The sequence below is a fragment of the Streptomyces sp. NPDC048590 genome (assembly GCF_043199535.1).
Lineage (GTDB): Bacteria > Actinomycetota > Actinomycetes > Streptomycetales > Streptomycetaceae > Streptomyces.
This window is the reverse complement of sequence record NZ_JBICWC010000002.1, coordinates 519733-540026: the sequence shown is the minus strand read 5'-3', so window position 1 is coordinate 540026 and position 20294 is coordinate 519733. Positions and strand designations below refer to the sequence as shown.

At 70.7% G+C, this 20294-nt stretch carries 20 protein-coding genes; 9 read left to right on the top strand and 11 right to left on the bottom strand.

What is annotated here, in order from left to right:
- The first annotated feature begins 274 nt into the window (after positions 1 to 274).
- Together ACGFNN_RS06720 and ACGFNN_RS06715 are read left to right on the top strand one after the other, a co-directional pair.
- Complete coding sequence (locus ACGFNN_RS06720) at positions 275 to 1255, top strand: polysaccharide deacetylase family protein (RefSeq protein ID WP_393553623.1); 981 nt, start codon at positions 275 to 277, stop codon at positions 1253 to 1255.
- 229 nt (positions 1256 to 1484) lie between these two features.
- Positions 1485 to 2300 (top strand): SAM-dependent methyltransferase, encoded by an 816-nt coding sequence (locus tag ACGFNN_RS06715; RefSeq protein WP_362674695.1) that lies wholly within the window; start codon positions 1485 to 1487, stop codon positions 2298 to 2300.
- 82 nt (positions 2301 to 2382) lie between these two features.
- On the opposite strand, the gene ACGFNN_RS06710 is transcribed toward ACGFNN_RS06715, so the two are convergent.
- Positions 2383 to 3036, bottom strand: a complete 654-nt coding sequence (locus tag ACGFNN_RS06710) for a DUF998 domain-containing protein (RefSeq protein ID WP_393553622.1) — start codon at positions 3034 to 3036, stop codon at positions 2383 to 2385.
- A 197-nt stretch (positions 3037 to 3233) separates the two neighbouring features.
- Between ACGFNN_RS06710 and ACGFNN_RS06705 the strand changes: the two genes are divergently transcribed.
- The gene (locus ACGFNN_RS06705; protein WP_393553621.1) at positions 3234 to 3497 is read left to right on the top strand and encodes a DUF5133 domain-containing protein; all 264 of its coding nucleotides are present in this window, start codon (positions 3234 to 3236) and stop codon (positions 3495 to 3497) included.
- A gap of 119 nt (positions 3498 to 3616) precedes the next feature.
- Entirely contained in the window at positions 3617 to 4225 is a 609-nt protein-coding gene (locus tag ACGFNN_RS06700) for a TMEM175 family protein (protein WP_393553619.1), read from the top strand.
- Between the two features lie 53 nt (positions 4226 to 4278).
- Here the strand turns inward: ACGFNN_RS06700 and ACGFNN_RS06695 are convergent, their stop codons facing one another.
- From ACGFNN_RS06695 to otnK, 5 genes are all read right to left on the bottom strand, one after another.
- A complete protein-coding gene (locus ACGFNN_RS06695) occupies positions 4279 to 4635 on the bottom strand; it encodes a hypothetical protein (RefSeq protein ID WP_393553618.1) in 357 nt (118 codons plus the stop codon).
- Between the two features lie 104 nt (positions 4636 to 4739).
- On the bottom strand, positions 4740 to 6458 hold the full coding sequence (locus tag ACGFNN_RS06690; protein ID WP_393553616.1) for an acyl-CoA dehydrogenase family protein: 1719 nt from the start codon (positions 6456 to 6458) through the stop codon (positions 4740 to 4742).
- Positions 6459 to 6504: 46 nt separating this feature from the next.
- Positions 6505 to 7071 carry a PadR family transcriptional regulator gene (locus ACGFNN_RS06685; RefSeq protein WP_393553614.1) on the bottom strand — a complete coding sequence of 189 codons (567 nt, stop codon included), beginning with the start codon at positions 7069 to 7071 and terminating at the stop codon, positions 6505 to 6507.
- Positions 7072 to 7160: 89 nt separating this feature from the next.
- Entirely contained in the window at positions 7161 to 7799 is a 639-nt protein-coding gene (locus tag ACGFNN_RS06680; protein ID WP_393553612.1) for a class II aldolase/adducin family protein, read from the bottom strand.
- Complete coding sequence (gene otnK, locus ACGFNN_RS06675) at positions 7796 to 9064, bottom strand: 3-oxo-tetronate kinase (protein WP_393553610.1); 1269 nt, start codon at positions 9062 to 9064, stop codon at positions 7796 to 7798. The genes ACGFNN_RS06680 and otnK overlap by 4 nt, the downstream gene beginning before the upstream one ends.
- 195 nt (positions 9065 to 9259) lie before the next feature.
- Between otnK and ACGFNN_RS06670 the strand changes: the two genes are divergently transcribed.
- The 3 genes from ACGFNN_RS06670 (at position 9260) to ACGFNN_RS06660 (ending at position 12911) form a co-directional block, all read left to right on the top strand.
- Positions 9260 to 10675 carry a homoserine dehydrogenase gene (locus ACGFNN_RS06670; RefSeq protein WP_393553608.1) on the top strand — a complete coding sequence of 472 codons (1416 nt, stop codon included), beginning with the start codon at positions 9260 to 9262 and terminating at the stop codon, positions 10673 to 10675.
- Positions 10675 to 12033, top strand: coding sequence for a gluconate:H+ symporter (locus ACGFNN_RS06665; RefSeq protein WP_393553606.1), 1359 nt, complete (start codon positions 10675 to 10677; stop codon positions 12031 to 12033). Before ACGFNN_RS06670 ends, ACGFNN_RS06665 begins: the two co-directional genes overlap by 1 nt.
- A gap of 86 nt (positions 12034 to 12119) precedes the next feature.
- The gene (locus tag ACGFNN_RS06660) at positions 12120 to 12911 is read left to right on the top strand and encodes a DeoR/GlpR family DNA-binding transcription regulator (RefSeq protein ID WP_393553604.1); all 792 of its coding nucleotides are present in this window, start codon (positions 12120 to 12122) and stop codon (positions 12909 to 12911) included.
- A 48-nt stretch (positions 12912 to 12959) separates the two neighbouring features.
- Here the strand turns inward: ACGFNN_RS06660 and ACGFNN_RS06655 are convergent, their stop codons facing one another.
- On the bottom strand, positions 12960 to 13889 hold the full coding sequence (locus tag ACGFNN_RS06655; RefSeq protein ID WP_393553602.1) for an oxidoreductase: 930 nt from the start codon (positions 13887 to 13889) through the stop codon (positions 12960 to 12962).
- A 183-nt stretch (positions 13890 to 14072) separates the two neighbouring features.
- On the opposite strand from ACGFNN_RS06655, the gene ACGFNN_RS06650 reads away from it, so the two are divergent.
- On the top strand, positions 14073 to 14870 hold the full coding sequence (locus ACGFNN_RS06650; RefSeq protein WP_393553600.1) for a helix-turn-helix domain-containing protein: 798 nt from the start codon (positions 14073 to 14075) through the stop codon (positions 14868 to 14870).
- A gap of 13 nt (positions 14871 to 14883) precedes the next feature.
- On the opposite strand, the gene ACGFNN_RS06645 is transcribed toward ACGFNN_RS06650, so the two are convergent.
- Positions 14884 to 16155 (bottom strand): alpha-L-fucosidase, encoded by a 1272-nt coding sequence (locus ACGFNN_RS06645; protein ID WP_393553598.1) that lies wholly within the window; start codon positions 16153 to 16155, stop codon positions 14884 to 14886.
- A 230-nt stretch (positions 16156 to 16385) separates the two neighbouring features.
- Here ACGFNN_RS06645 and ACGFNN_RS06640 point away from each other — a divergent pair, with 230 nt between their 5' ends.
- Positions 16386 to 16769 (top strand): VOC family protein, encoded by a 384-nt coding sequence (locus tag ACGFNN_RS06640; RefSeq protein WP_393553596.1) that lies wholly within the window; start codon positions 16386 to 16388, stop codon positions 16767 to 16769.
- A gap of 23 nt (positions 16770 to 16792) precedes the next feature.
- Here ACGFNN_RS06640 and ACGFNN_RS06635 read toward each other — a convergent pair whose 3' ends face one another.
- The 3 genes from ACGFNN_RS06635 to ACGFNN_RS06625 all read right to left on the bottom strand — a co-directional run bounded on the left by ACGFNN_RS06635 (position 16793) and on the right by ACGFNN_RS06625 (position 20251).
- Positions 16793 to 18439: an MFS transporter gene (locus ACGFNN_RS06635; protein WP_393553594.1), complete on the bottom strand. Its 1647-nt coding sequence runs from the start codon at positions 18437 to 18439 to the stop codon at positions 16793 to 16795.
- Positions 18440 to 18502: 63 nt separating this feature from the next.
- Positions 18503 to 19057: an NUDIX hydrolase gene (locus ACGFNN_RS06630; protein ID WP_393553592.1), complete on the bottom strand. Its 555-nt coding sequence runs from the start codon at positions 19055 to 19057 to the stop codon at positions 18503 to 18505.
- A gap of 51 nt (positions 19058 to 19108) precedes the next feature.
- Positions 19109 to 20251: a PP2C family protein-serine/threonine phosphatase gene (locus tag ACGFNN_RS06625; protein ID WP_393553590.1), complete on the bottom strand. Its 1143-nt coding sequence runs from the start codon at positions 20249 to 20251 to the stop codon at positions 19109 to 19111.
- Between the last annotated feature and the right edge of the window lie 43 nt (positions 20252 to 20294).

The window sequence follows — 20294 nt, the reverse complement described above, 5'->3', positions numbered from 1 at the left end:
CAACTCGCCTACCTCTCCTGGAGGTTCGACGCTTTCGGAATTTCTGACGAAAGGATTGACACCTGACAGGGGCAGATCAAAACTGTTGGCCGTCGGCAGACCTCAGCCACTGCCCCAACCAGGCCAACGGCAACTGGACCTGGCCCACCGTCCCCCGCAGCACCGCGAACCGCCCCGCACCGCCACCCGCAGAGCACGGCCCACTGGCATAGGCGGCGCCCGCCGCCGCCCGTGGACCCAGCCGTACCCCTCCATCAGGACGAAGGACATCCGCATGCGCCTCTCCACCCACTCCTCGGTTCCCCGGGCGGTCACCGCCCTGGCGGTCGTCGCACTGGCGGCGACCACCGTGTCGGCGGCCGACTCCACCCCCGCCCACGCCGCCGCCTGCAACGGGTACGTCGGGCTCACCTTCGACGACGGCCCGTCGAGCAGTACACCCGCGCTGCTGAACGCGCTGAAGCAGAACGGGCTGCGGGCCACGATGTTCAACCAGGGGCAGTACGCCGCTTCGAACCCGGCTCAGGTACGCGCCCAGGTGGACGCCGGGATGTGGGTGGCCAACCACAGCTACACCCACCCGCATCTGACACAGATGAGCCAGGCCGAGGTCGAGTCGGAGATCTCCCGGACCCAGCAGGCGATCTCCGCCGGCGGAGGCGGAACGCCCAAGCTGTTCCGCCCGCCCTACGGCGAGACGAACGCGACCGTACAGGCGGCAGCCGCCAAGTACGGACTCACCCAGATCATCTGGGACGTCGACTCGCAGGACTGGAACAACGCGAGCACCGACGCGATCGTGCAGGCCGCAGGGCGCCTCACCAACGGCCAGACCATACTCATGCACGACTGGCCGGCGAACACCCTGGCCGCGATCCCCCGAATTGCGCAGGGCCTCGCGAGCCGGGGGCTGTGCGCCGGAATGATCTCCCCGCAGACCGGCCGGGCCGTGGCACCGGACAGCGGCAGCACCGGAGGAGGCGGTGGCGGCGGTTGTACGGCGACCCTGAGCGCCGGTCAGAAGTGGAGCGACCGCTACAACCTCAATGTCGCGGTCTCGGGATCGAGCAACTGGACCGTCACCATGAACATCCCCTCCCCCTCCAAGGTCCTCTCGACCTGGAACACCACCGCCACCTACCCCGGCGCACAGGTCATGACCGCCAAGTCCAACGGCAGTGGCAACACCTTCGGCGCCACCATCCAGGCCAACGGCAACTGGACCTGGCCCACCGTCTCCTGCACCGCGAACTGACCCGCACGGGCAGCCGGTCACACCGGTGGGACACCGCGGCCCGGCCGTCGTGTCCCACCGGTCGCACGCGGGGCAGGGGCACACCCCCGGAAAACCGGGGGTTGGGCACATCCCACGAAATCATGCTTCACAGAACAGACTTGGACCCACGGCTGCGAGTCCGGCGTCGGCGTTGCCTATTCTGTTCGTCAACTGATCAACTGACGCCGCGCCACTCAGGAGTTCGCCCATGTCCCGACCGGAGCACGACGCCCCTTCGCTGCGTATCGACACCAGCAAGCCCCATCCCGCCCGGATGTACGACTGGTTCCTCGGCGGCAAGGACAACTACCCGGTGGACGAGGCCATGGGCCGGCAGATGCTCGCCGTCGAACCCGGCGTCCCCGTCATGGCGAAGCTGAACCGCGCGTTCATGCACCGCGCCACCCGCTGGCTCACGGAGCAGGGCATACGCCAGTTCCTCGACATCGGCACGGGCATCCCCACGGAACCCAACCTCCACCAGGTGGCTCAGCGGGTCGCGCCCGACACCCGGGTCGTCTACTGCGACAACGACCCGATCGTCCTGGCCCACGCCGGTGCTCTACTGAAGGGCACCGAGGAAGGTGCCATCGACTATGTGCAGGCGGACGCGAGGAACCCGGAGATCATCCTCGAACACGCCTCCAAGACCCTGGACTTCGGTCAGCCGGTCGCCCTCTCGCTGATCTCCGTCCTGCACTTCGTCAGCGACGAGGACGGTGCGCACGAGGTGGTGGAGCGGCTGAGCAAGGCTCTCGCACCCGGCAGCCACCTGGTGCTCTCGCACATCACGGCCGACTTCGTCCCGGAGGAGGCGCGGAAGGTCAACGAGTTGTACAAGGCGAACACCCTCACCCTGGCGCCTCGCACCCGCGACGAATTCTCCCGGTTCTTCAAGGGCTTCGACCTCGTCGAGCCGGGCATCGTGACGGCCGAGGCCTGGCATCCCGAGCTCGGTGAGCCGGTCGCCGGACAGGACGGCGTCGCAGCCGCCGGCTACGTCGCCGTGGGCCGCAAGCCGTAGTCGGCGGGCGGATGACCACCGGCTCCTGAGTACCGAAGGCCCGGACACCTCGGAAGGAACGATCGCGAGGTGTCCGGGCCCTTCACACCACCCGGCCGCCCTGGTGCCGCACACAGGAGACGACCACCACGAGCGGCCAGAAGGACTGCGCGAAGGTGATCACCCGCTCGGCCGCCCCCGCCGTACCGAGCACGAACAGCGCGAGCAGGAACCAGGCGCCCCCGAGCCACATCAGCGCCGCCGCTGCGGCGGAAGGCACCGGGCGCAGCCCCCAGGGCACCGGGTCCGCGGCGAGCGGGATGGCGGCCCCCGGACCTCCGTCCCACTCGCGGACCGCCGGGCCCCGGCCGCGCCGCACGGCCAGCACCGGCCAGACGGCGAGCAGCGAGAATCCGATGGCGACCACCACACCGTGGGAGAAGGATCCGCCGCTGGTCGGCGCCGGGAACAGAGCCAGCAGCATGGCCGCGAGCCCACCGCCGGCGAGCGCCACCCTCCCCCGGACGGCGGCCGGGCGCAGACCGCACGCGGTGATCACATGGCAGGCGCCCAGGGCCAGGAGGGCCGAGGTCATCACCCAGTAGCCGCGGGCGCCGTCCGCGGCCAGGATGCTGATCGTCGAGGAGGCGGGATCGTAGCCGGGCCCCTGGAGCTCCGCGGAGACCGACCAGCCACCGACGAGGAGGACCGGGGCGCTGGTCGAGGAGAGCAGGACCCACCAGGGCACAGATCGCATCGCTGCACGGTAGAACGTGCGCACATCCGAACGCGGGTGCACACGCGGAGGGGGGCGTACTCCGCTCACGACCGGGTAGACGGGTGACGCCGGATCAGACGGCGGGATTCCGAACGCCGCGCGCCCCGGTCGACGACGACGGCTCGTGTCCCGGTGAACCATCCCGGGCGTGGATCGAACCAAGAGGAGAACCCGCTGTGCTGACACCCAGTCCGCAGGATCTGAGAGTGGCCCTGGCCCGTTACGCCGACGCCCGGATCGAGGACGCCCGCCGCTCCACCGAGGTGACCTCACGGGCCCTCGAGGACGCCTCGTACACCCTGTGCGTGATGACAGGCACCCAGGCGGTCCGGCAGGCGCTCCAGGTCGCGGACTCGATGCTGGGTGTGCGGGCCACCGTCTCGCCCGGGCTGAGCAGGCCTGTACCGGCACAGCAGGACGGCAGCCTGCTCTCCGCCTGACCGTACCGGGACCGACGGCGGGCATGTCCGGGCCACCATCCCCGGCATGCCCGCCGTCGGTCTAATGCCGCCCGGAGGCGTCCTGGCACCGGGACGCTGTCCGTGTGGCGGAGAGCGCGGTGGGAGACGACAGGAAGACGGAGCGACTGACCGCTCTGTCCGACGGGATCTTCGCGATCGCCATGACGCTTCTGGTGCTCGACGTCCACATCCCGCCCGGTCTCACGGACAAGGGCTTCCGTGACGCGGTCGGCGACGTGGTACCCGACCTGGGAGCCTACGCGTTGAGCTTCATGATCCTGTCGGCGTTCTGGCACGACAACCGGCGGATCGTGGCGCTCGTGCCCCGGTTCGACGGGCCGGCGCTGCAGCTGGCGCTCATCTGGCTCGGCGCCATCGCGCTCATCCCTTTCCCGACGTCGCTTCTCTCGGAGTACGCCTACGAGCCGCTCGCCGTGGCCGTGTACGCGGGGTCCGTGAGCCTCACCAACCTGTTGGAACTGGCGGTGCTGAAGAGTGGTCTGCGCGTGGCCCGACCCGACGGTCCGGCCGCCCGGGCGACCGCCCGCGCGGTGGCGACCGATCTCTGCGGGACCGCCTGTGTCTTCGGGGCCACCGTCCCTCTCGCCTTTCTGCTCTCGCCCGCGGCCGCCATGTGGTCGTGGCTGGCGCTGGTACCGGTCAAGATCGTGCTCGGGCGCCGCAGCCGCCGTCCGCTGTCCGGCTGAACACGGCAGCGGGCGGGCGGCGGGCCGCACGGGGCGAGGGCACGCCCCCGCGGTCACTCCGGTGCCAGCACCAACGACTCGTAGTAGGCACCCAGCTTGCGCAGGTAGAACAGATCACCGGTGTCCTGGTCGCGTTCGAAGCGCGGCGCGTCCTTGATCTGCTCCTTGTCGCACCCGACCCTGATGACCCGTTCGCCGTCGTCGACGGCCGTGACCAGGCCGGCCGGAACGACGACGCTCCGCCCGAACTTCCAGACCCCCGCGTCGACGACCAGGTGGTCGAAGCCCGGGACCGGGGAGAGCCGGACGACCGGCCCCACGCTCCCGTCCCGTGCCTCGACCTCGTAGCCGATCACCTCGTCCTCGAGCGCTCGGCCCAGCTCCGCCCGACAGTTCCAGACCGTTTCCATGGCCTCCTCCTCCTGGCAGCCGGCCGGATCCGGCCGCCGGACCTTCCATATGCCCCGGCGAGCCCGAGCGAAGCGGCCGGAACCGGTCCACTGCCCGATCGGCCTTACGGAGCCATCTCGTACGCCCCCGACAGCGCCTCGACCCGTGCCCACACACGAGCCGAACGGCCCTCGTCGGTCACCGGGCGGCGCACCGCCGCGAGAGCCCAGTCCTGCTGGGCCGCTGTGGCGGAGTCCTTGCCGTACAGCTCGACCGCGTGGGCGGAGAAGTCACGGACGAGGACGGAGAAGAGCTCGTCCAGCACGTCCTCGTCCAGCTCCGTCGACCGGGCCTGTTCGAGGATCAGCTGGCCGTGGACGACCAGAGCGAAGAGCTGGCCGACGGACAGCAGGAAGTCCAGGTCGCGGCTCTGCTTCTCGTCGGGCGCGGAATCGGTGACGAAGGCGCACAGGGCGTCGGCCTGCTCACGGAAACGGGCCACGTTCGGCACCTCGGCGTACGCGTCGAAGGCGGGGCGCCAGTCGTGGAACCGCACCGATCCGAGGCCGCGTGCGGGGCCCTGCCGGAACAGGAAGGCGTCGTCCACGCCGTCCTGACGTGATGTCACGGGCTCGTAGGGCACCGGGGCCAGGAGGTGGTTGCGCATGAACTTCAGGATGAGGGCGAGGTTGACGTGGACCGTGCCCTCGAGCTTCGGCAGGCTCCGGATCTCCGTCGCCGCCTGCGCGAAATAGGTGTCCTTCTCGAAGCCCTTCGCGGCGATGACATCCCAGAGCAGGTCGACGACCTTCTCGCCCTCGGTCGTCACCTTCATCTTGGTCATCGGGTTGAACAGCAGATACCTGCGGTCGTCCGGCCCGGCGGAGCGGAAGTAGTCGACCGCCCGGTCGCTGAACAGCTTCATCCCGACGAGGCGTACGTAGGCATCCGCCAGTTCGCGGCGGACATGGGGGAAGGCGGTCACGGGGCGGCCGTACAGCACTCGGTTGTGGGCGTGCGTCACCGCTTCGTACATGGCGTGCTCGCTGATGCCGATCGACGCGGTGCAGAGATTGAACTTGCCCACGTTGACCGTGTTGAGGGCCGCGTCGAAGGCGGCACGCCCGGTGTGCAGGACGTCGCCCTGGGCCACGGGGAAGCCCTCGAGCCTGAACTCGCTCACGTACTTGGACGAGTCGACGACGTTCTTGACGAGCCGGTAAGCGGGGTGGCGGCTGTCCGCAGCGAAGAAGACGTATCCGTCCGGGCCCTCGACGTCCGTGCGGCGGCCGAAGACGGAGACGAGGCCTGCCGCGTTGCCGTTGCCTATGTAGTACTTGGATCCGGTGGCCAGGAAGCCTCCTTCCCCGTCCGGTTCCAGCAGCATGTCGGTGGAGTAGATGTCGGCGCCGTGCTCCTTCTCCGACAGGCCGAAGGCGAACACCTCGCCCTCGGCCAGCAGCCGTGCCGCCCGGTTGCGCGCCGCGGCGTTGTCGCTCTGCCATACGGGGCCGAGACCGAGGATGGTCACCTGCCACGCGTACCAGTAGTCCAGTCCGTAGAACCCGAGGATCTCGTTCAGGGCGGCGATCCGGGCGGTGTCCCAGCGCTGCTCCTCCCGGTCCGCCTCGGACGCGGGGGTGAGGAAGGTGGCGAACAGCCGTTCCTCGGCGGCGAACTCCAGGAAGTCGCTCAGCCACGCCCGCGACCGGTAGTCCTCGATGAGCCTGCGCCTGCCCCGCGCCTCGAACCAGTCGACGGTGGCGCGCAGGAGCCTGCGGGTCTCGGGGTCGAAGTGCGCCGGGTCGTAGGAGCGCGGGTTGAAGAGCAGGGGGTCGGGCATGGTTGTACGCCTTCCGGGGGTACGGGCGGGGGATGCGGGTCCGGGTTCAGCCGCGCGGAGCGGCCGCGGCCAGCCGGCGCAGGGTGGCGAGTACGTCGTCGAGCCAGGCGATCGTCATGCGTTCGTAGGCGATGCCGCCGCGCAGGACGACGTGCTGCAGTTCCTGTCCGTCGTCGAGGGGGACGGGTGCGTCCGGTCCGGTGAAGTCACGGAGCTCCCCCGCGAGGTAGTGCGCGAGCCGGTCGCTGTGGACCCGGTGGTGCCGTTCGACCTCCCCGAGCAGTGCGGCGGGGTCGTCGAAGGCGGCGCCTCGGATCTTCACGGCGAGGTCGTGCCGGAGGCTCTCGGGTTCGATCGGTTCGTGCAGCCAGCCGGCGAGGACGTCGCGGCCCGGAGGGGCGACGGAGTACTCCCTCTTGTCCGGTCGTCGTTCCTGCGGGATGTCGCGGGCATCGAGCAGCCCGTCGCTCTCCATGCGCTTGAGGACCCGGTAGATCTGCTGGTGGGTGGCCGTCCAGAAGTAGCCGATGGACCGCTCGAACCTCCGGGCCAGCTCGTAGCCGGACCCGGGCTGCTCCAGCAGGGAGACGAGGATCGCGTGTTCGAGCGCCATACCCCGATCGTTCTATGCAACTGGTTGCATAGCAAGAGTCCGCGGCCGGGTGAGACGTGCCTCACCCGGCCGCGGCCCCGGAGGAGGTGTCACTCACCCCATGGAGAGCCGTACTTCTCCCCGAGCGAACGCGCCTCCTCCTCCGTCAGCAGACGCGGGGCGCGCCCGCCCAGCGCGAGAAGGAGAGCGGACACCTCTTCGAGCTCCACCGCCGCCTCCACGGCAGCGGCCATCGAGGAACCCGACAGGACCGGCCCGTGGTTCTGAAGCAGCACGGCGCGCAGCGGGAAGGGCAGACGGGTTACGTCCTGCGCCTGTCCCGCGTCGCCGGGCGGAGCGTAGGCGACCAGGGGTGTCTGGCCGACCCGCATCACGAAGTACGGGGTCAGCGGGGGAACCGCGCTCCGCCGCGACCACGCGGGTAGGCATGAAACCGCGGTGGAGTGACGGGCGTGCAGGTGGACGACCGCACGGGCGGCCGCGTCCCGCATGTAGAAGGCGGCGTGCAGCGGGAACTCCTTCGACGGCCGGGGTCCGGAGAGATGGACGCCGTCGAGGCCCAACACACTGAGCCCTTCGGGGTCGACGTGGGCGAGATCCGCGCCGGTGGGAGTGATGAGGATGCGATCGTCGACACGGACGCTGAGGTTGCCGGAGGAGCCCGGGCTGAGTCCCAGCGCAGCCAGCCGGGCCCCGGCGGCGGCGAGTTCGAGGCGGGGGTCGCTCATGCCAGCGCGCTCCATGCTTCCGTGAAGATGGCGGTGCCGCCGAAGTTGCCCGACTTGAGGGCGAGGTCCACCGTGCGTCCCCGCCCCCGGGCGCGCGCCCAGGTGACGCCGGGGGAAATCGGCGCGCCGATGGACAGGGTGCGGACCCCGAGTGCGGTGACGACCGCCCCGGAGGTCTCACCGCCGGCCACGAGCAACCGGCGCGCGCCCGCCTCCACCAGGTCGGCGGCGCACGCGGAAAGTGCACGCTCGACGAGCTCCGGGGCGGCGGGACCGTCGGCGGAGGACGGCTCCTCGATGTCTGAGAGCTCGGCGACCGCGTAGATCAGCGGAGGCTTCCCGGGGGTGGATTCCCAGGCACGACGTGCGAAGGCCACGAGCGCGTCGACCGTTCCCGCGAAGTCGTCGCGCAGGGACCTCGGATCGAGCTTCAGATGGGGCAGATGTGCGCGCCCGTGGGCAACCTGGGCCCGGGTGGCGGAGGAGGCACTGCCCGAGAGGACGACCGCCGGGTCGCCGGGACGGGAGGCCGGCTCGGCACGGGCGGCCTCGGCACACGGGCCGGTGAGCCCGAGGGCGAGGCCTGCCGCGCCGGTGACCAGGGGGAGATGCATGGACGCCTCGCAGACGGTCACCAGGTCCTCGTCGGTGACCGCGTCCACCACGACCAGCGCGTCGGCAAGCTCCGGGGCGTCGAGTGCGGCACGCAGCGCCTGGGCGCCGAGGCGCACGGTGTCCAGCCCCACGAGCCGGACGGGGTGGCGGGTCTGCGGCTCGAGAAGGCTGCTCAGACGGGAGTCCCGCATCGGCGTGAGGGGATGGTGCCGCATCGGACTGCGCTCGAGCAGCTCCCCGTGCACGAAGAGGCTGCCCTCGCGGACGGTGCGTCCGGTGGCGGGGAACGAGGGGACGACGACGCTGCGGCGCTCCCCGAGCTCCGCGAGGAGCGCGTCGGTCACCGGGCCGATGTTGCCTCGCGGGGTGGAATCGAAGGTGGAGCAGTACTTGAAGTAGAAGCGTCGGCATCCCACCCGGCGCAGGGCACGCAGAGCGGCGAGGGATGTGCCGACGGCGTCCTCCACGGGCGCGGTACGCGACTTGAGGGCCACGACCACGGCGTCCGCGTCGCGTACCGCCTCCCCACCCTGCTCGGAGAGCGCGTCCGGGCCCACGGCCACCACGGTCCGGTGGCCCCGGGCTACGAGCATGGTGGCGAGATCGGTCGCTCCGGTGAAGTCGTCGGCGATGGCCCCGAGGGTCGGCATCGGACCTCCTTGCGTTCGGGTGCTGCGCCGGGGAGCGCCCCCGGCATCTGCATGTGAAAAAATGTTAACAGACTTTACGCAGGCGAGATCTGCTGATACTTCTTGTTAACGCGCTCCCCCATGGTGCCCCCGCTGTAGCCGGGCCCGTGCGTGCTGGAGCCGTTGAACCCGCCTTGCGGACGTCTAGGAGAACCAATGAATCTGCATCATCTGTTCGCCGGATCCGGCGACCGGACCGTGCGCTACGCACTTTCCGGAGCCGGCGGGGGCTTCGCCCGGACCCTGCTGGCCCAGACCGGCCGCACCGGCCGTCTGGCCCCCGCCGTCCTGTGCGACCGTGATGTGGAACGCCTGCGGGACATGCTGGTGGAGCTCGGTCACCAGCCGGACCACGTGGCCGTCTGCGAGAAGGCGGACGAGGTCGCTCGCACCGTTGCAGCGGGGTCGGTCGCCCTGGTCGCGGACGGCGCTCTGCTGACCGCGGCACCCTGGGACATCCTGGTCGAGGCGACCGGAAGCCCGGCCGAGGGCTACGCGATGGCCCGGGAGGCGCTGACCGGCGGCCGCCACGTCGCCATGGTCAGCAAGGAGGTCGACTCGGTCGCCGGGCTGCACCTCGCAGATCTGGCACAGGATCACGGAGTCGTCTACACCACGGCCGACGGCGACCAGCCCGCGAACCTGATCGCCCTGGTGACATGGGCCGAACTGCTCGGCCTCGACATCGTGGCGATCGGAAAGTCCAGCGAGTACGACCTCGTCTTCGACCCGGCGACCGGGTCGGTCACCCAGCTCGACACCATTGTGTCGGCTCCCGCCCTGGCAGAGCTGCTGAGCCTGGGGGACGACGTTCGCGCCACGCTCGCCGCACGCGCCACCGCCGTGGCCGAACTGCCGGTCGGTGCCACCGCCGACTACTGCGAAATGGCCGTGGTCGCCACCGGCACCGGCTTCCGGCCCGACGTCGAACGCCTCCACTACCCGGTGGCCCGGATCGCCGAGCTCGCCGACGTCTACGCCCTGCGGGAGGACGGAGGTCTCCTCCACCGTCCGGGCGCGGTCGACGTGTTCAGCGCGCTACGGCTCCCGGGCGAGGCGTCCTTCGCCGGCGGGGTCTTCGTCGTCGTACGGACGGGCGACCCGGTCACCTGGGAGACACTGCGCGGCAAGGGCCACGTGGTCAGCAGGGACGGCCGGTACGCGGCGATCTACCTGCCCTACCACCTCATGGGCGTCGAGACACCGGTCTCCCTGCTCTCCGCGGTGCTCCACGGCCGCCCCTCCGGCGGCACCGACCCGCGCGCCCACGCCGTGCTCGGCGGACGCGCCCTGCGCGATCTGCCCTCCGGCACCCGTCTGGACATGGGCGGCCACCATCACGACGTGACCGGGGTCCAGGCAGTCCTTCTCCGCGACGAGGACGCCCCCGAGGACACGGCGCCGCTGTACCTCGCCGCCCACGCGACGCTCGCACGCGACGTCCGGGCGGGCGCCCTCCTCACACTGGACGATCTCGCCGACCCCGACCTCGGGCTGCTGGATGCCTGGACGTCGGGGCGCGTCTCACGCGCCCCCCGCACCTCCTCCTCTGAGTCCTCTGCGAGCCGTTGATGAAGACCGACCTCCAACACCTCCTGCTGGGCGCGGCCGCGGTCGTCGTTCTGATCCTCCTGATCACCAAGGCGAAGCTCCACCCGTTCCTGGCCCTGGCACTGTCCGCACTCGGGCTGGGCCTGGCTGCGGGGATCGGGCCGGGAGACACCGTCGAGCACTTCCAGGACGGCTTCGGCGACGCGCTGAAGAGCACCGGGCCCACCATCGGACTCGGCACGGTTCTCGGTGGGATCCTTCTCGGCTCCGGCGGTGCGGACCGGATAGCCACCGCGTTCATCGGCGCACGGCCGGTCAAGTGGATCCCCACGGCGATCACCGCGGCCGCACTGCTCATCGGGATGCCGCACCTCTTCGACGTCAGTTTCGTCATGCTGGTGCCCCTGGTGTACGCCGTCGCCAAGCGCACCGATACGCACCTCCTGTACGTGGGCCTGCCGCTCGCCGCCGGCCTCTACATATCCCACGGACTGCTCCCGCCCCACCCCTCCCCCACGCTGGCCGTCTCGGCGTACGGCGCGAACACCGGGCTGACCATCCTCTACGGCCTGATCATCGGCATCCCGATCGCCGTGGTCAGCGGACCGCTGCTCACGAGGGTCGCGTCCCGGTGGTTCGGCCCCGCGCCTGATCTCGACAACGGCCCGGTACCCGAAACAGGCCCGGAACCGGAGAACCGCAAGCGGCCCGCCTCGTTCGTGCTGGCACTGATCACGGTGCTGCTGCCGCCCGTCCTGATGCTCATAGGCACGGTCGGGACGTCGAACACCGCAGAAGGCTCCCTGCCCTACTCGTTCTTCGAGGCATGCGACTCCTCCGTCATCTCCCTGCTGGCCGCAGTGGTCTTCGCCTTCTTCGCCCTGGGCCTGCGGTCGGGGTTCGGGCTCGGCCAACTGCAGAAGATGGCGGGCAAGGGCCTGGGACCCGTCGGCGGGATCGTGCTCATCCTCGGGGCCGGCGGCGGACTCAAGGCGATGCTCACCGCGACCGGCATCGACAAGCTGATCTCGGACTACGCGGTGGACTGGTCCATCCCCCCGCTGTTGCTGGCCTGGCTGGTCGCGGCGCTCCTGCGCATCTGTCTCGGCTCGGCGACGGTGGCGACGGCTGCGGCCACCGGGATCGTCGCTCCCCTCATCGGCGCCTACCCAGGCCTCTCGCCCGAACTGCTGGTGCTGGCCACCTCGTCGGGCGCGGTCATGCTGTCGCACGTCAACGACTCAGGGTTCTGGCTGTTCAAGGAGTACTACCAGTTGTCGGTGGCCCAGACATTCCGCACCTGGACGCTGATGCTCTCCCTCCAGTCACTCCTCAGTCTCGGCGGCGTGCTGCTCCTCAGCACCTTCATCGGCTCCTGAAAGCCACGTCCTGTTGGGCGGCTGCGTGCCGGGACGGCACAATCGAGCAGCGGCCGCGGTGGTCGCGAGAGGAAAGGTAAGAAGCAGTGGCGGACGACGAGCAGTTGCCCCTGATCCCCGATCAACGGCGTGAGCTCCTGTTGAAGCACCTGCGGCGGGACGGTGTCCTGAGCGTGCAGCAGATCACGCAGCTCTTCGGCGTCTCCCACATGACCGTACGTCGTGACATCGCGGAACTGGAACGTCAGGGACTGGTGTTCTCCGTGCCCGGCGGGGCGCGGATCGCGAGTCATCTGCAGAGCGAGCCCAGCTTCCAGGCCAAGACCCTGATGGAGCAGCCCGAGAAGCAGGCGATGGCAACGGCGGCGGCCGAATTGGTCCGGGAGGGCATGACGGTCTACCTGGACGCCGGCACGACACTGCTTGCCATGGTGCCGCTGCTCGCACGCCACGAGTCGCTCACAGTCGTCACCAACGACTTCACCACCGTCGACCGCCTGATGGCCTCGACCCAGCTCGACGTCATACACATCGGCGGGCAGGTGGACCCGTCCAACCGGTCAAGCGTGGGACGACTGGCGGCCACGACGCTGCGTCAGCTCGCCCTTGACATCGCCTTCATCAGCACCAGTTCCTGGGACCTGCTGCGCGGGGTGACCACGCCTTCCGCGGCGAAGGTGGAGGTCAAACAGGCGGCCATGGAGTGCACCGGGGCGAGCGTACTCGTTGCCGGGTCCTCGAAGTACGGCACCTTCGGCAAGTTCCGGGTCGCCCCGCTCAGCGCGTTCGACACGATCGTGACCGACGGTTCCCTCGCGGAGGCCGCCGCCGAGGGACTGCGTGCGGGCGGTGCCGACCTGCGTCTGGCGAACGCCTGACCTCACGCCCGCGGTCCCGCCCCCGACAGGGGCCGGGACCGCGGGGATTCAGAGCGCGTCCGGAGACACCCCGGTCAGGCGGGCCGACTCCTCCCACAGGGCCCGCGCCGTGTCCATGTCCTGAGCACGGGTGGACGTGCGTGCGGGTGCGGGGCCTCCCCTGGTCTCTCCCAGCAGCCGGGGCCCGTAGTAGCTCCCGCCGAGCGCGTCGGGCAGGGTGGCCGCGTACAGGACGGGCAGCGCACCGGCCGAAGGCCGCTGTGTGTAGACCCGCGTCAGGCGTTCAACCTTCGCGGCCCAGGTCCGTCCCGCGAGCCGGGGACCCGCCTGGCCGAGCTCCGTCGCGGAGAGGCCGGGGTGGGCCGCCAGCGAGAGGATCGGTCGTCCCGCCGCGTCGGCGCGACGCTGGAGCTCGGCGGTGAAGAGGAGGTTGGCGAGCTTGGACTGCATGTAGGCGCGCCACTTGTCGTAGCCGCGTTCCGCGTTGAGGTTGTCGAAGTCGATCCGCCCGATGCGGTGGCCCAGCGACGACACCGTGACGACCCGCGACATGCCTCCCGTTCCCAGGAGCGGCAGCAGGTGGTGGGTGAGCGCGAAGTGGCCGAGGTGGTTGGTCCCGAACTGCATCTCGAAACCGTCGGCCGTCCTCAGCAAGGGCAACGCCATGACGCCGGCGTTGTTCACCAGGAGGTCCAGCCGGCCGTCGGTCTCCTTCGCGATCCGGCCGGCGGCGTCGGCCACCGAGGACAGGTCCGCGAGGTCCAGCGGTACGAGCCGGGTGTCGGATCCCGGCACGGCGCGGCGTACGGCGTCCAGCGCCCGGCTGCCCCGCTCGTGGTCGCGGCAGGCGAGCACGGTCCGCGCTCCGGACCGGGCGAGGGTGAGGGCCGTCACGGCTCCGATTCCGCTGTTGGCGCCGGTAACCACCGCGGTGGTGCCGGAGAGGTCGGGCATGTCGTCGAGATTCCAGGAGTGCATGTGTCACGCCTCCCCTGCCGCGGGCGCCGCACACCTGTGACAGGGGCGCGGAGATCTCGCCGTTCGGGAAGCCCGGAAGCGGACGACGACCGCGCCCGCGCCCGCGGACGCACCTGACCGTGGCGCCCCCATGTGCGGGAGCGGGACAGCCTTCACCACACTGCTCACTGGTAGATTTTCCCCATGCCCGACAGTCACTGGGTCCGGCCGGGACACTCCGTGGGGGTGCGGCTCGACGAACCGCCGCAGGTGCTGAGTCTCGGTGTCGGCGTGCACGGGACGACGGGTCAGGTGGACGTGTTCCGGCTGCCCGACCTCTGGCAGCTGCACCACTACCGCTACTCGGCCGATCTCCTCGTCGACGGTGTCGCGCATGCCGTCCGCCCCGGACGGGTGAGTCTGGTCCCACCCGGCGCGGAGGTGCGGTTCCGCTACCGCGGGCGGTCCGAGCACCTCTACGCCCATCTGCGCCTCCCCGGGACAGGACCAGCGCTGACCCTCCCGGTGATGCAGGACGTCGGTGCGCTCACCCCTCTCCTCTCGGACCTGCTGCTCCGGGCGATCGCCGCCGCCCCGCGCAGTCCCCGCCGGGCGGATGCCGAGGTGTGGTCCGCCCTGTGGCAGCTGGCCGAACTCGCCGAGCCGGCGGGCCGTGAGAGCCGCCCGCACGCCTCGTTCGCCGCCGCCGTCGCGTACATCGAGTCGAACCTGGCCGGGCGGCTGACGGTCCCCGAGGTGGCACGTGCGGCGGGGGTGTCGCACAACCACCTGCTGCGCCTCTTCCGCGCGGAGACCGGGGAGACCGTCGTGGCCTGCATCCGCCGCCGCAGGATGGAGAGGGCTCGTCATCTGCTGCGCGAGTCGACGCTCCCGATCCCGGCGGTGGCGGCGGCGGTCGGCGTGGAGGACCTGCAGTCCTTCAACAAGGCGTGCCGACGCGTACTTGGCGCGTCTCCGCGCGCGGTCCGCGCCGGCGGCTGAGTCCTCGGAGGGCTCAGTCCCGGCCGGCGCCCCGGTACAGGTCGAGCTCGCCTTCGAGTTCCACGGCCAGGACGGTCGCCTGCTCGTCGACGTCCCCCGCCCGGGGCGCGTCGATCCACAGCACGCCGGGGACCTCCTCCAGGCCGCCGACGGTCCGGTGCGGGAGTTCGGCACCGGTGCCGAGCACGCTCACCCGCTTGACCGGGGTGCGCAGTCCGCGCACCCCGACGGACTCGCGTGGGACGTCGAAGCACACCAGGTAGAGGGTGCGACCGTCGGCGGCAAGGGTGCTGGGGCCGTAGTGGTGTCCGGCCGGGAGCCCGGCGACCGTGCCGTACACGGCCTCGGAGTGCCGGCCGATCCAGTCTCCGAGGCCCTCGAGCCGCTCGACCTGCTCGGCCGGGATCGTGCCGTCCTCACGGGGGCCGACGGCCAGCAGCAGGTTCCCGCCCATGCCTATGGTCTCGGTGAAGTACCGCACCAGCAGGCGCACGGACTTCTGGTTGTGGTCCCGGTGCTGGAAGCCCCAGGAGTCGTTGACGGTCAGACACAGCTCCCAGGGCCCGTCCGGCGCCAGCAGCGGTACGCCCTGCTCGGGGGTGGCGTAGTCGCCGTAGCTGAGCATCCGGGCGTTGAGGACCGTGTCCGGGGCGGCGGCGAGAATCTTCTCCGAGAGCTCACGCATCCGCCACTGCTCCTCGCTGCGTTCCCATTCGCCGTCGAACCACAGCAAGTCCGGCCGGTAGCGCTCGACCAGTTCCCCGACCTGGGCGTCCCGGTAGGCGACGTACCGCTCCCAGGCTGCCGGGTCCTCCACTCCTCCCTCCGGGGCGACGAGGGGGTGGGTGGCCACGTCCTCCGTCGTGGGCCGCGGATGCACCACGCTTGCGTAGTCCGGGTGGTTCCAGTCCGAGTGCGAGTAGTACAGGCCCACTCCGAGGCCCCTTTCACGCAGGGCGTCGGCGTATCCGGCCAGGAGGTCGCGGCCGGCCGGGGTGTGCTTCGCGACGTTCAGGTCCCCCTGCTCGGTGTCCCACAGGGCCACGCCGTCGTGGTGCCGGGCGGTGAGCACGGCGTACCGGGCTCCGGCGCGGGCGAAGAGTTCCGCCCAGGCGCGGGGGTCGTACCGCGACGCGGTGAAGCCGTTCAGCTGTCGCAGGTACTCCTCGCGCGAGAGCTGCCCGTCGTAGAAGGACCACGACTCGGCCACGCCGTCGACGGCGTAGATGCCGTAGTGGAGGAAGATGCCCAGCTTGGCATCGGTGAACCAGGGTTGCATCGGCATGGGATCAGGTCCTCGGTGGAGGGACGACGGGAGGTTCCCCGCACGGCAACGCTAGGACGGACCGTACGCCCGACGCGTGGAACAGACTCACCATTACTGGTCCGTTCTCACCATCGTCGAGGTGAGGTCGGCCGTCCTGGCCGCGCGCCGGGCCGGAGCATCCGGTCGGGGGCAGCGGTCCTTCGGGACCCGGTTGGCGCCGGGCGACCGCGATCCGGGATGCTGCGCACATGGTTTCCCTGGTGCAGAACATCGCGGTCGACTGTGCGGACCCTTACGAACTGGCCCGGTTCTGGAGCAGTGTGACGGGCTGCCCGCTCGATCCGGAGGACGGGCCGGGGAGCAGGGAGACCCAGGTGCTCCTGCCCCAGGGCCCCGCGCTGTACTTCAATCAGGTGTCCGAGCCCAAGAGGACGAAGAACCGGCTCCATCTGTGCCTCCGCCCGGAGACGTCACGTGAGCAGGAGGTGGAGCGGCTCCTGGAGGTCGGTGCCACCCTGGTCGCCGACCGCCGGAATCCCGACGGGACCGGCTGGGCGGTGCTCGCCGATCCCGAGGGCAACGAGTTCTGTGTGCTGCGCGGCGAGTCCGACCTGGCCGCGACGGATTCCTGAGGAACCGGGGCAACCAAATCCGCTCAGCCGGAGCCGTCCGGGGCTCCCCGCCCGGGGCGCGCGGGCTCGTCCGTGGGGGCCTCCCCGGTCACCCTGGTGCCCGGGTGCCGGTGGGCGCACAGGTAGGCGATGGCGAGCGCGATGGCCATTCCGTAGAAGACCCACTGGTTGGCCTCGGCGAAGTCCAGCCGGACGGCGTCCATCGAATCCCGCATCAGGGTGGCGATCCGGCCGTCGCCGGACGGCGCCCGGGCGTCCGGATTCCCGGTGACGGCCTCGGCGACCGACCTGGCCGCGTCACCGGCCGGGCCCTCGGGCACTCCCCTGGAGGTCAGCGTCTCCACGACCCGGTCGGTGGTGACGTGGGTGAGGACCGTCCCGAAGACGGCGATGCCGACACTGGCCGCGTAGTTGCGTACGGTCTGGGTGACACCGGTGACCTCGCCGTACGAGGCGCCGATCGACCGGTTGACGGCGTCGGTGGAGGCCGGGGCGAGGAGGAATCCGATACCCGCGCCGGCGAGTGCGGCGTACGGCCACTGGTCGTGCATCGAGAGGTCCGTGAGCTTGTTCGCCCACAGGGCGAACCCCACGGCGCCCAGCGCCGTACCGAGCTTCATCGCCGGGCGGGCTCCCCGCCGGTCGAGGATCCGCCCGCCCCACTGGGACGCGATCCCGAAGCCGATGAAGAAGTACAGCAGGTACAGTGCGGCCTGGTTCGGGGAAGCGCTCAGCGAGACCTGTGCGTACACGGAGGCGAAGAAGAACACCGGGACGAAGGCCAGCATCGCGAAGAAGAGGACGAGCATGTCGACGGTGAACGCCCGGTCCCTGAACACCCGCAGCTTGATCAGCGGCTCCTCCACCCGGAGCTCGTAGCGGCAGAACACCACCAGGACGGCGAGCCCGCCCACGATGCACAACCAGGTGAGGACGCTGCTCCAGCCCCACGCTGACGCCTGCTGGAAGCCGAGGACGCTCAGCCCCATGCCCACCGCGATCAGGACGGCACCGGGCACGTCGAGCTTCTCCCGACGACGGGTCTCGGGGATGCGGGCCATGGCGGCCAGGACCAGGGCGATCACGGCGACCGGTACGTTCACCCAGAAGATGGCCCGCCAGGTCCAGCCGGTCAGCCATCCGCCGAGCAGCGGGCCCACCGCCGTCAGCGCCCCCGAGATCCCGAAGAACAGCGCGAGGGCCCGGCCCCGCTTGTCCACCGGGAAGACCGCGATGACGACGGCGAGGGCCGCGGGGAACATCAGTGCCGCCCCGAGCCCCTGGGTCGCACGGAAGATGATCAGCCAGCTCTGTGCGAAGTCACCCTCCGGGACGCACCCGCACAGCACGGAGGAGAGGACGAAGAGCAGGGTGCCGGCCACCATCACCCTGCGGTGGCCGAGGATGTCGGACAGCCTTCCGCCGAGCGCGAAGAAGGCCGCGAGGGCGAGCAGGTAGGCGTTGACGACCCATTGCATGCCGGAGGACGAGAGGCCGAGTTCGTCGATGATGCGAGGGGCGGCGATGGAGACGATCGTCTGGTCGATGAACGTCATCGACACGGCGAAGAGCATCGCCGCCAGGGTCAGCGTCCGGTTGGCGTCACTCCGCCCGGCCGGCGGGTCCGCCACGCTCCGGCCGGCGTCCGAGGGGCTCTTGTCGGTCGGCATGATCCGAGTGTGAACCGGATGGGCCGCCCTCGCACATCTTCGCGTCGCCCGCCGTACGGCGGCTCAGCGCCTTCTGACGAGAAGTCCGGCCGCGACGAGGCCGGCCAGACCGACGTCCGCGTCCGTGTACTCACCGCCGAGGAGATGCTCCGTGTAGGCGTCCTGGTCCAGGGTGAACGGGTCGACGAACTCCTCCGCGTCAGGGGTGGGGTCGGCGACCTTGCGGCAGTCCCTCGCGAGCACCGCGTATCTCCTGTGGGTCGCGTAGGAGGCCAGATACGTCCGCATCACGACTTCGGTGGTGCCGGCACGGTATCCGGTCTCCTCGAGCAGCTCCCGTGCCGCCGCGTGCAGGACGTCCTCCCCGGGCTCGATCGCGCCACCGGGGAGCTCTGCCAGGACCTTGCCGGGACCCGGCCGGTACTGCCGGACGAGGATGCCCCGGCCTTCTTCCGTGAACGCGACCAGTGCGACCGTCCGCGGACCGTCGAGGATGTCCCAGTCCGAGTCCTTGCCGTCCGGCTGTACGTAGGTGCGGCGCCGCACCGTCAGATGACCGGCCGGGTCCGGGTGCTCGCTCTTCAGCGTCCAGGCAAGTGCCTCACGACTCTCCGTCACCATCGGATCATGTCCGTGCCGTCGCACGGCGAAACGGGCCGGTCCGTTCGTTCAGACGGGCGGCATCGCCGGGCCGCGCCGTGCGCGGACCGGGCCGGCGCGGACGCGGTGCAGGGCCAGCATCGCCTGGTCGTCGTGGGGACGGCCGCCGGAGTGGCGGCCGACGTCCTGGATCAGCAGGTCCAGGATCTGTCCCGGCGTGAGCCGGGCACCGGAGGCGAGGCGTCTGCCGAGCAGGTGCGGAAGGCGGCCGACCGGGTCGTAGAAACGCCCCGCGGCGTCCCGGGACTCGGTGACCCCGTCGGTGTAGCAGAGGAGTGTGGATCCGGCGGGGAAGGCGAAGCTGTCGACCGGCGTGTGCCACGCGCCCAGATCGCTCAGATCGCTCATGCCGAGCGGGGGTGACTCCTCGGAGGTCTCCAGGAGGGTGGCGCCGCCGCTGGTGTCGATCAGCACGGGCGGGGGGTGGCCCCGGTTGACGAGGCGCACGGTCCCCAGGTCCTCGGAGAACTCCGCGATGAGGGCCGTGGTGAAGCCCTCCTCCCGCTGGGTGCCCCCTCGGCGGCCTCCCTCACGCTGGAGCGCCCACTCCAGCCGGTGAACCAGCTGCGGCAGGTCCTCCGCCTCGTCAGCCGCGTACCTGAAGGCACCGAGGTCGGCACTGACCGCGCTGACGGCGCCGAGCCCCTTCCCTCTCACGTCCGCGACCATCGCGCGGATTCCGTAGGGGGTGTTCTGCACGACGTACAGGTCCCCGCCGATCAGTGCCTCGCTCTCGGCGGGGACGTACCGCGCGCCGACCCGCAGGTCCCCCAGGTACGCGGGTGGCCTGGGCAGCAGCGCGCGCTGCGCGACGGCGGCGACGTACTGGGCTCGCCGGGCGCGGGAATCCTGTCTGCGCAGCATGCGATGGATCAGGACCGCGAGCGCGGTGACGGCCGCGAGGGTGATCTGGTTGGCCACACCCGCGCGCCAACCGAAGGTCCCGTCGACGCGTGCGAGGAACGCGTGGACGATCATCGCCGTGATCCCCACGGCGATGATCCCGCGGACCCCGGCCAGGGGTGCCGCGGCGACCGGCGCCGCGATGAGCAGCGGCGCTGATGTGACGTCGTGCGGTGTGGCCAGGTCGACCACCACGGCCAGCACGATCAGGCCGACGGGGATCCAATGGGTTCTCAGCAGCTGCGGCACTCCCCCACGTTGCCCTCCGTACCGGGCCTCCGCATCCCCGGCC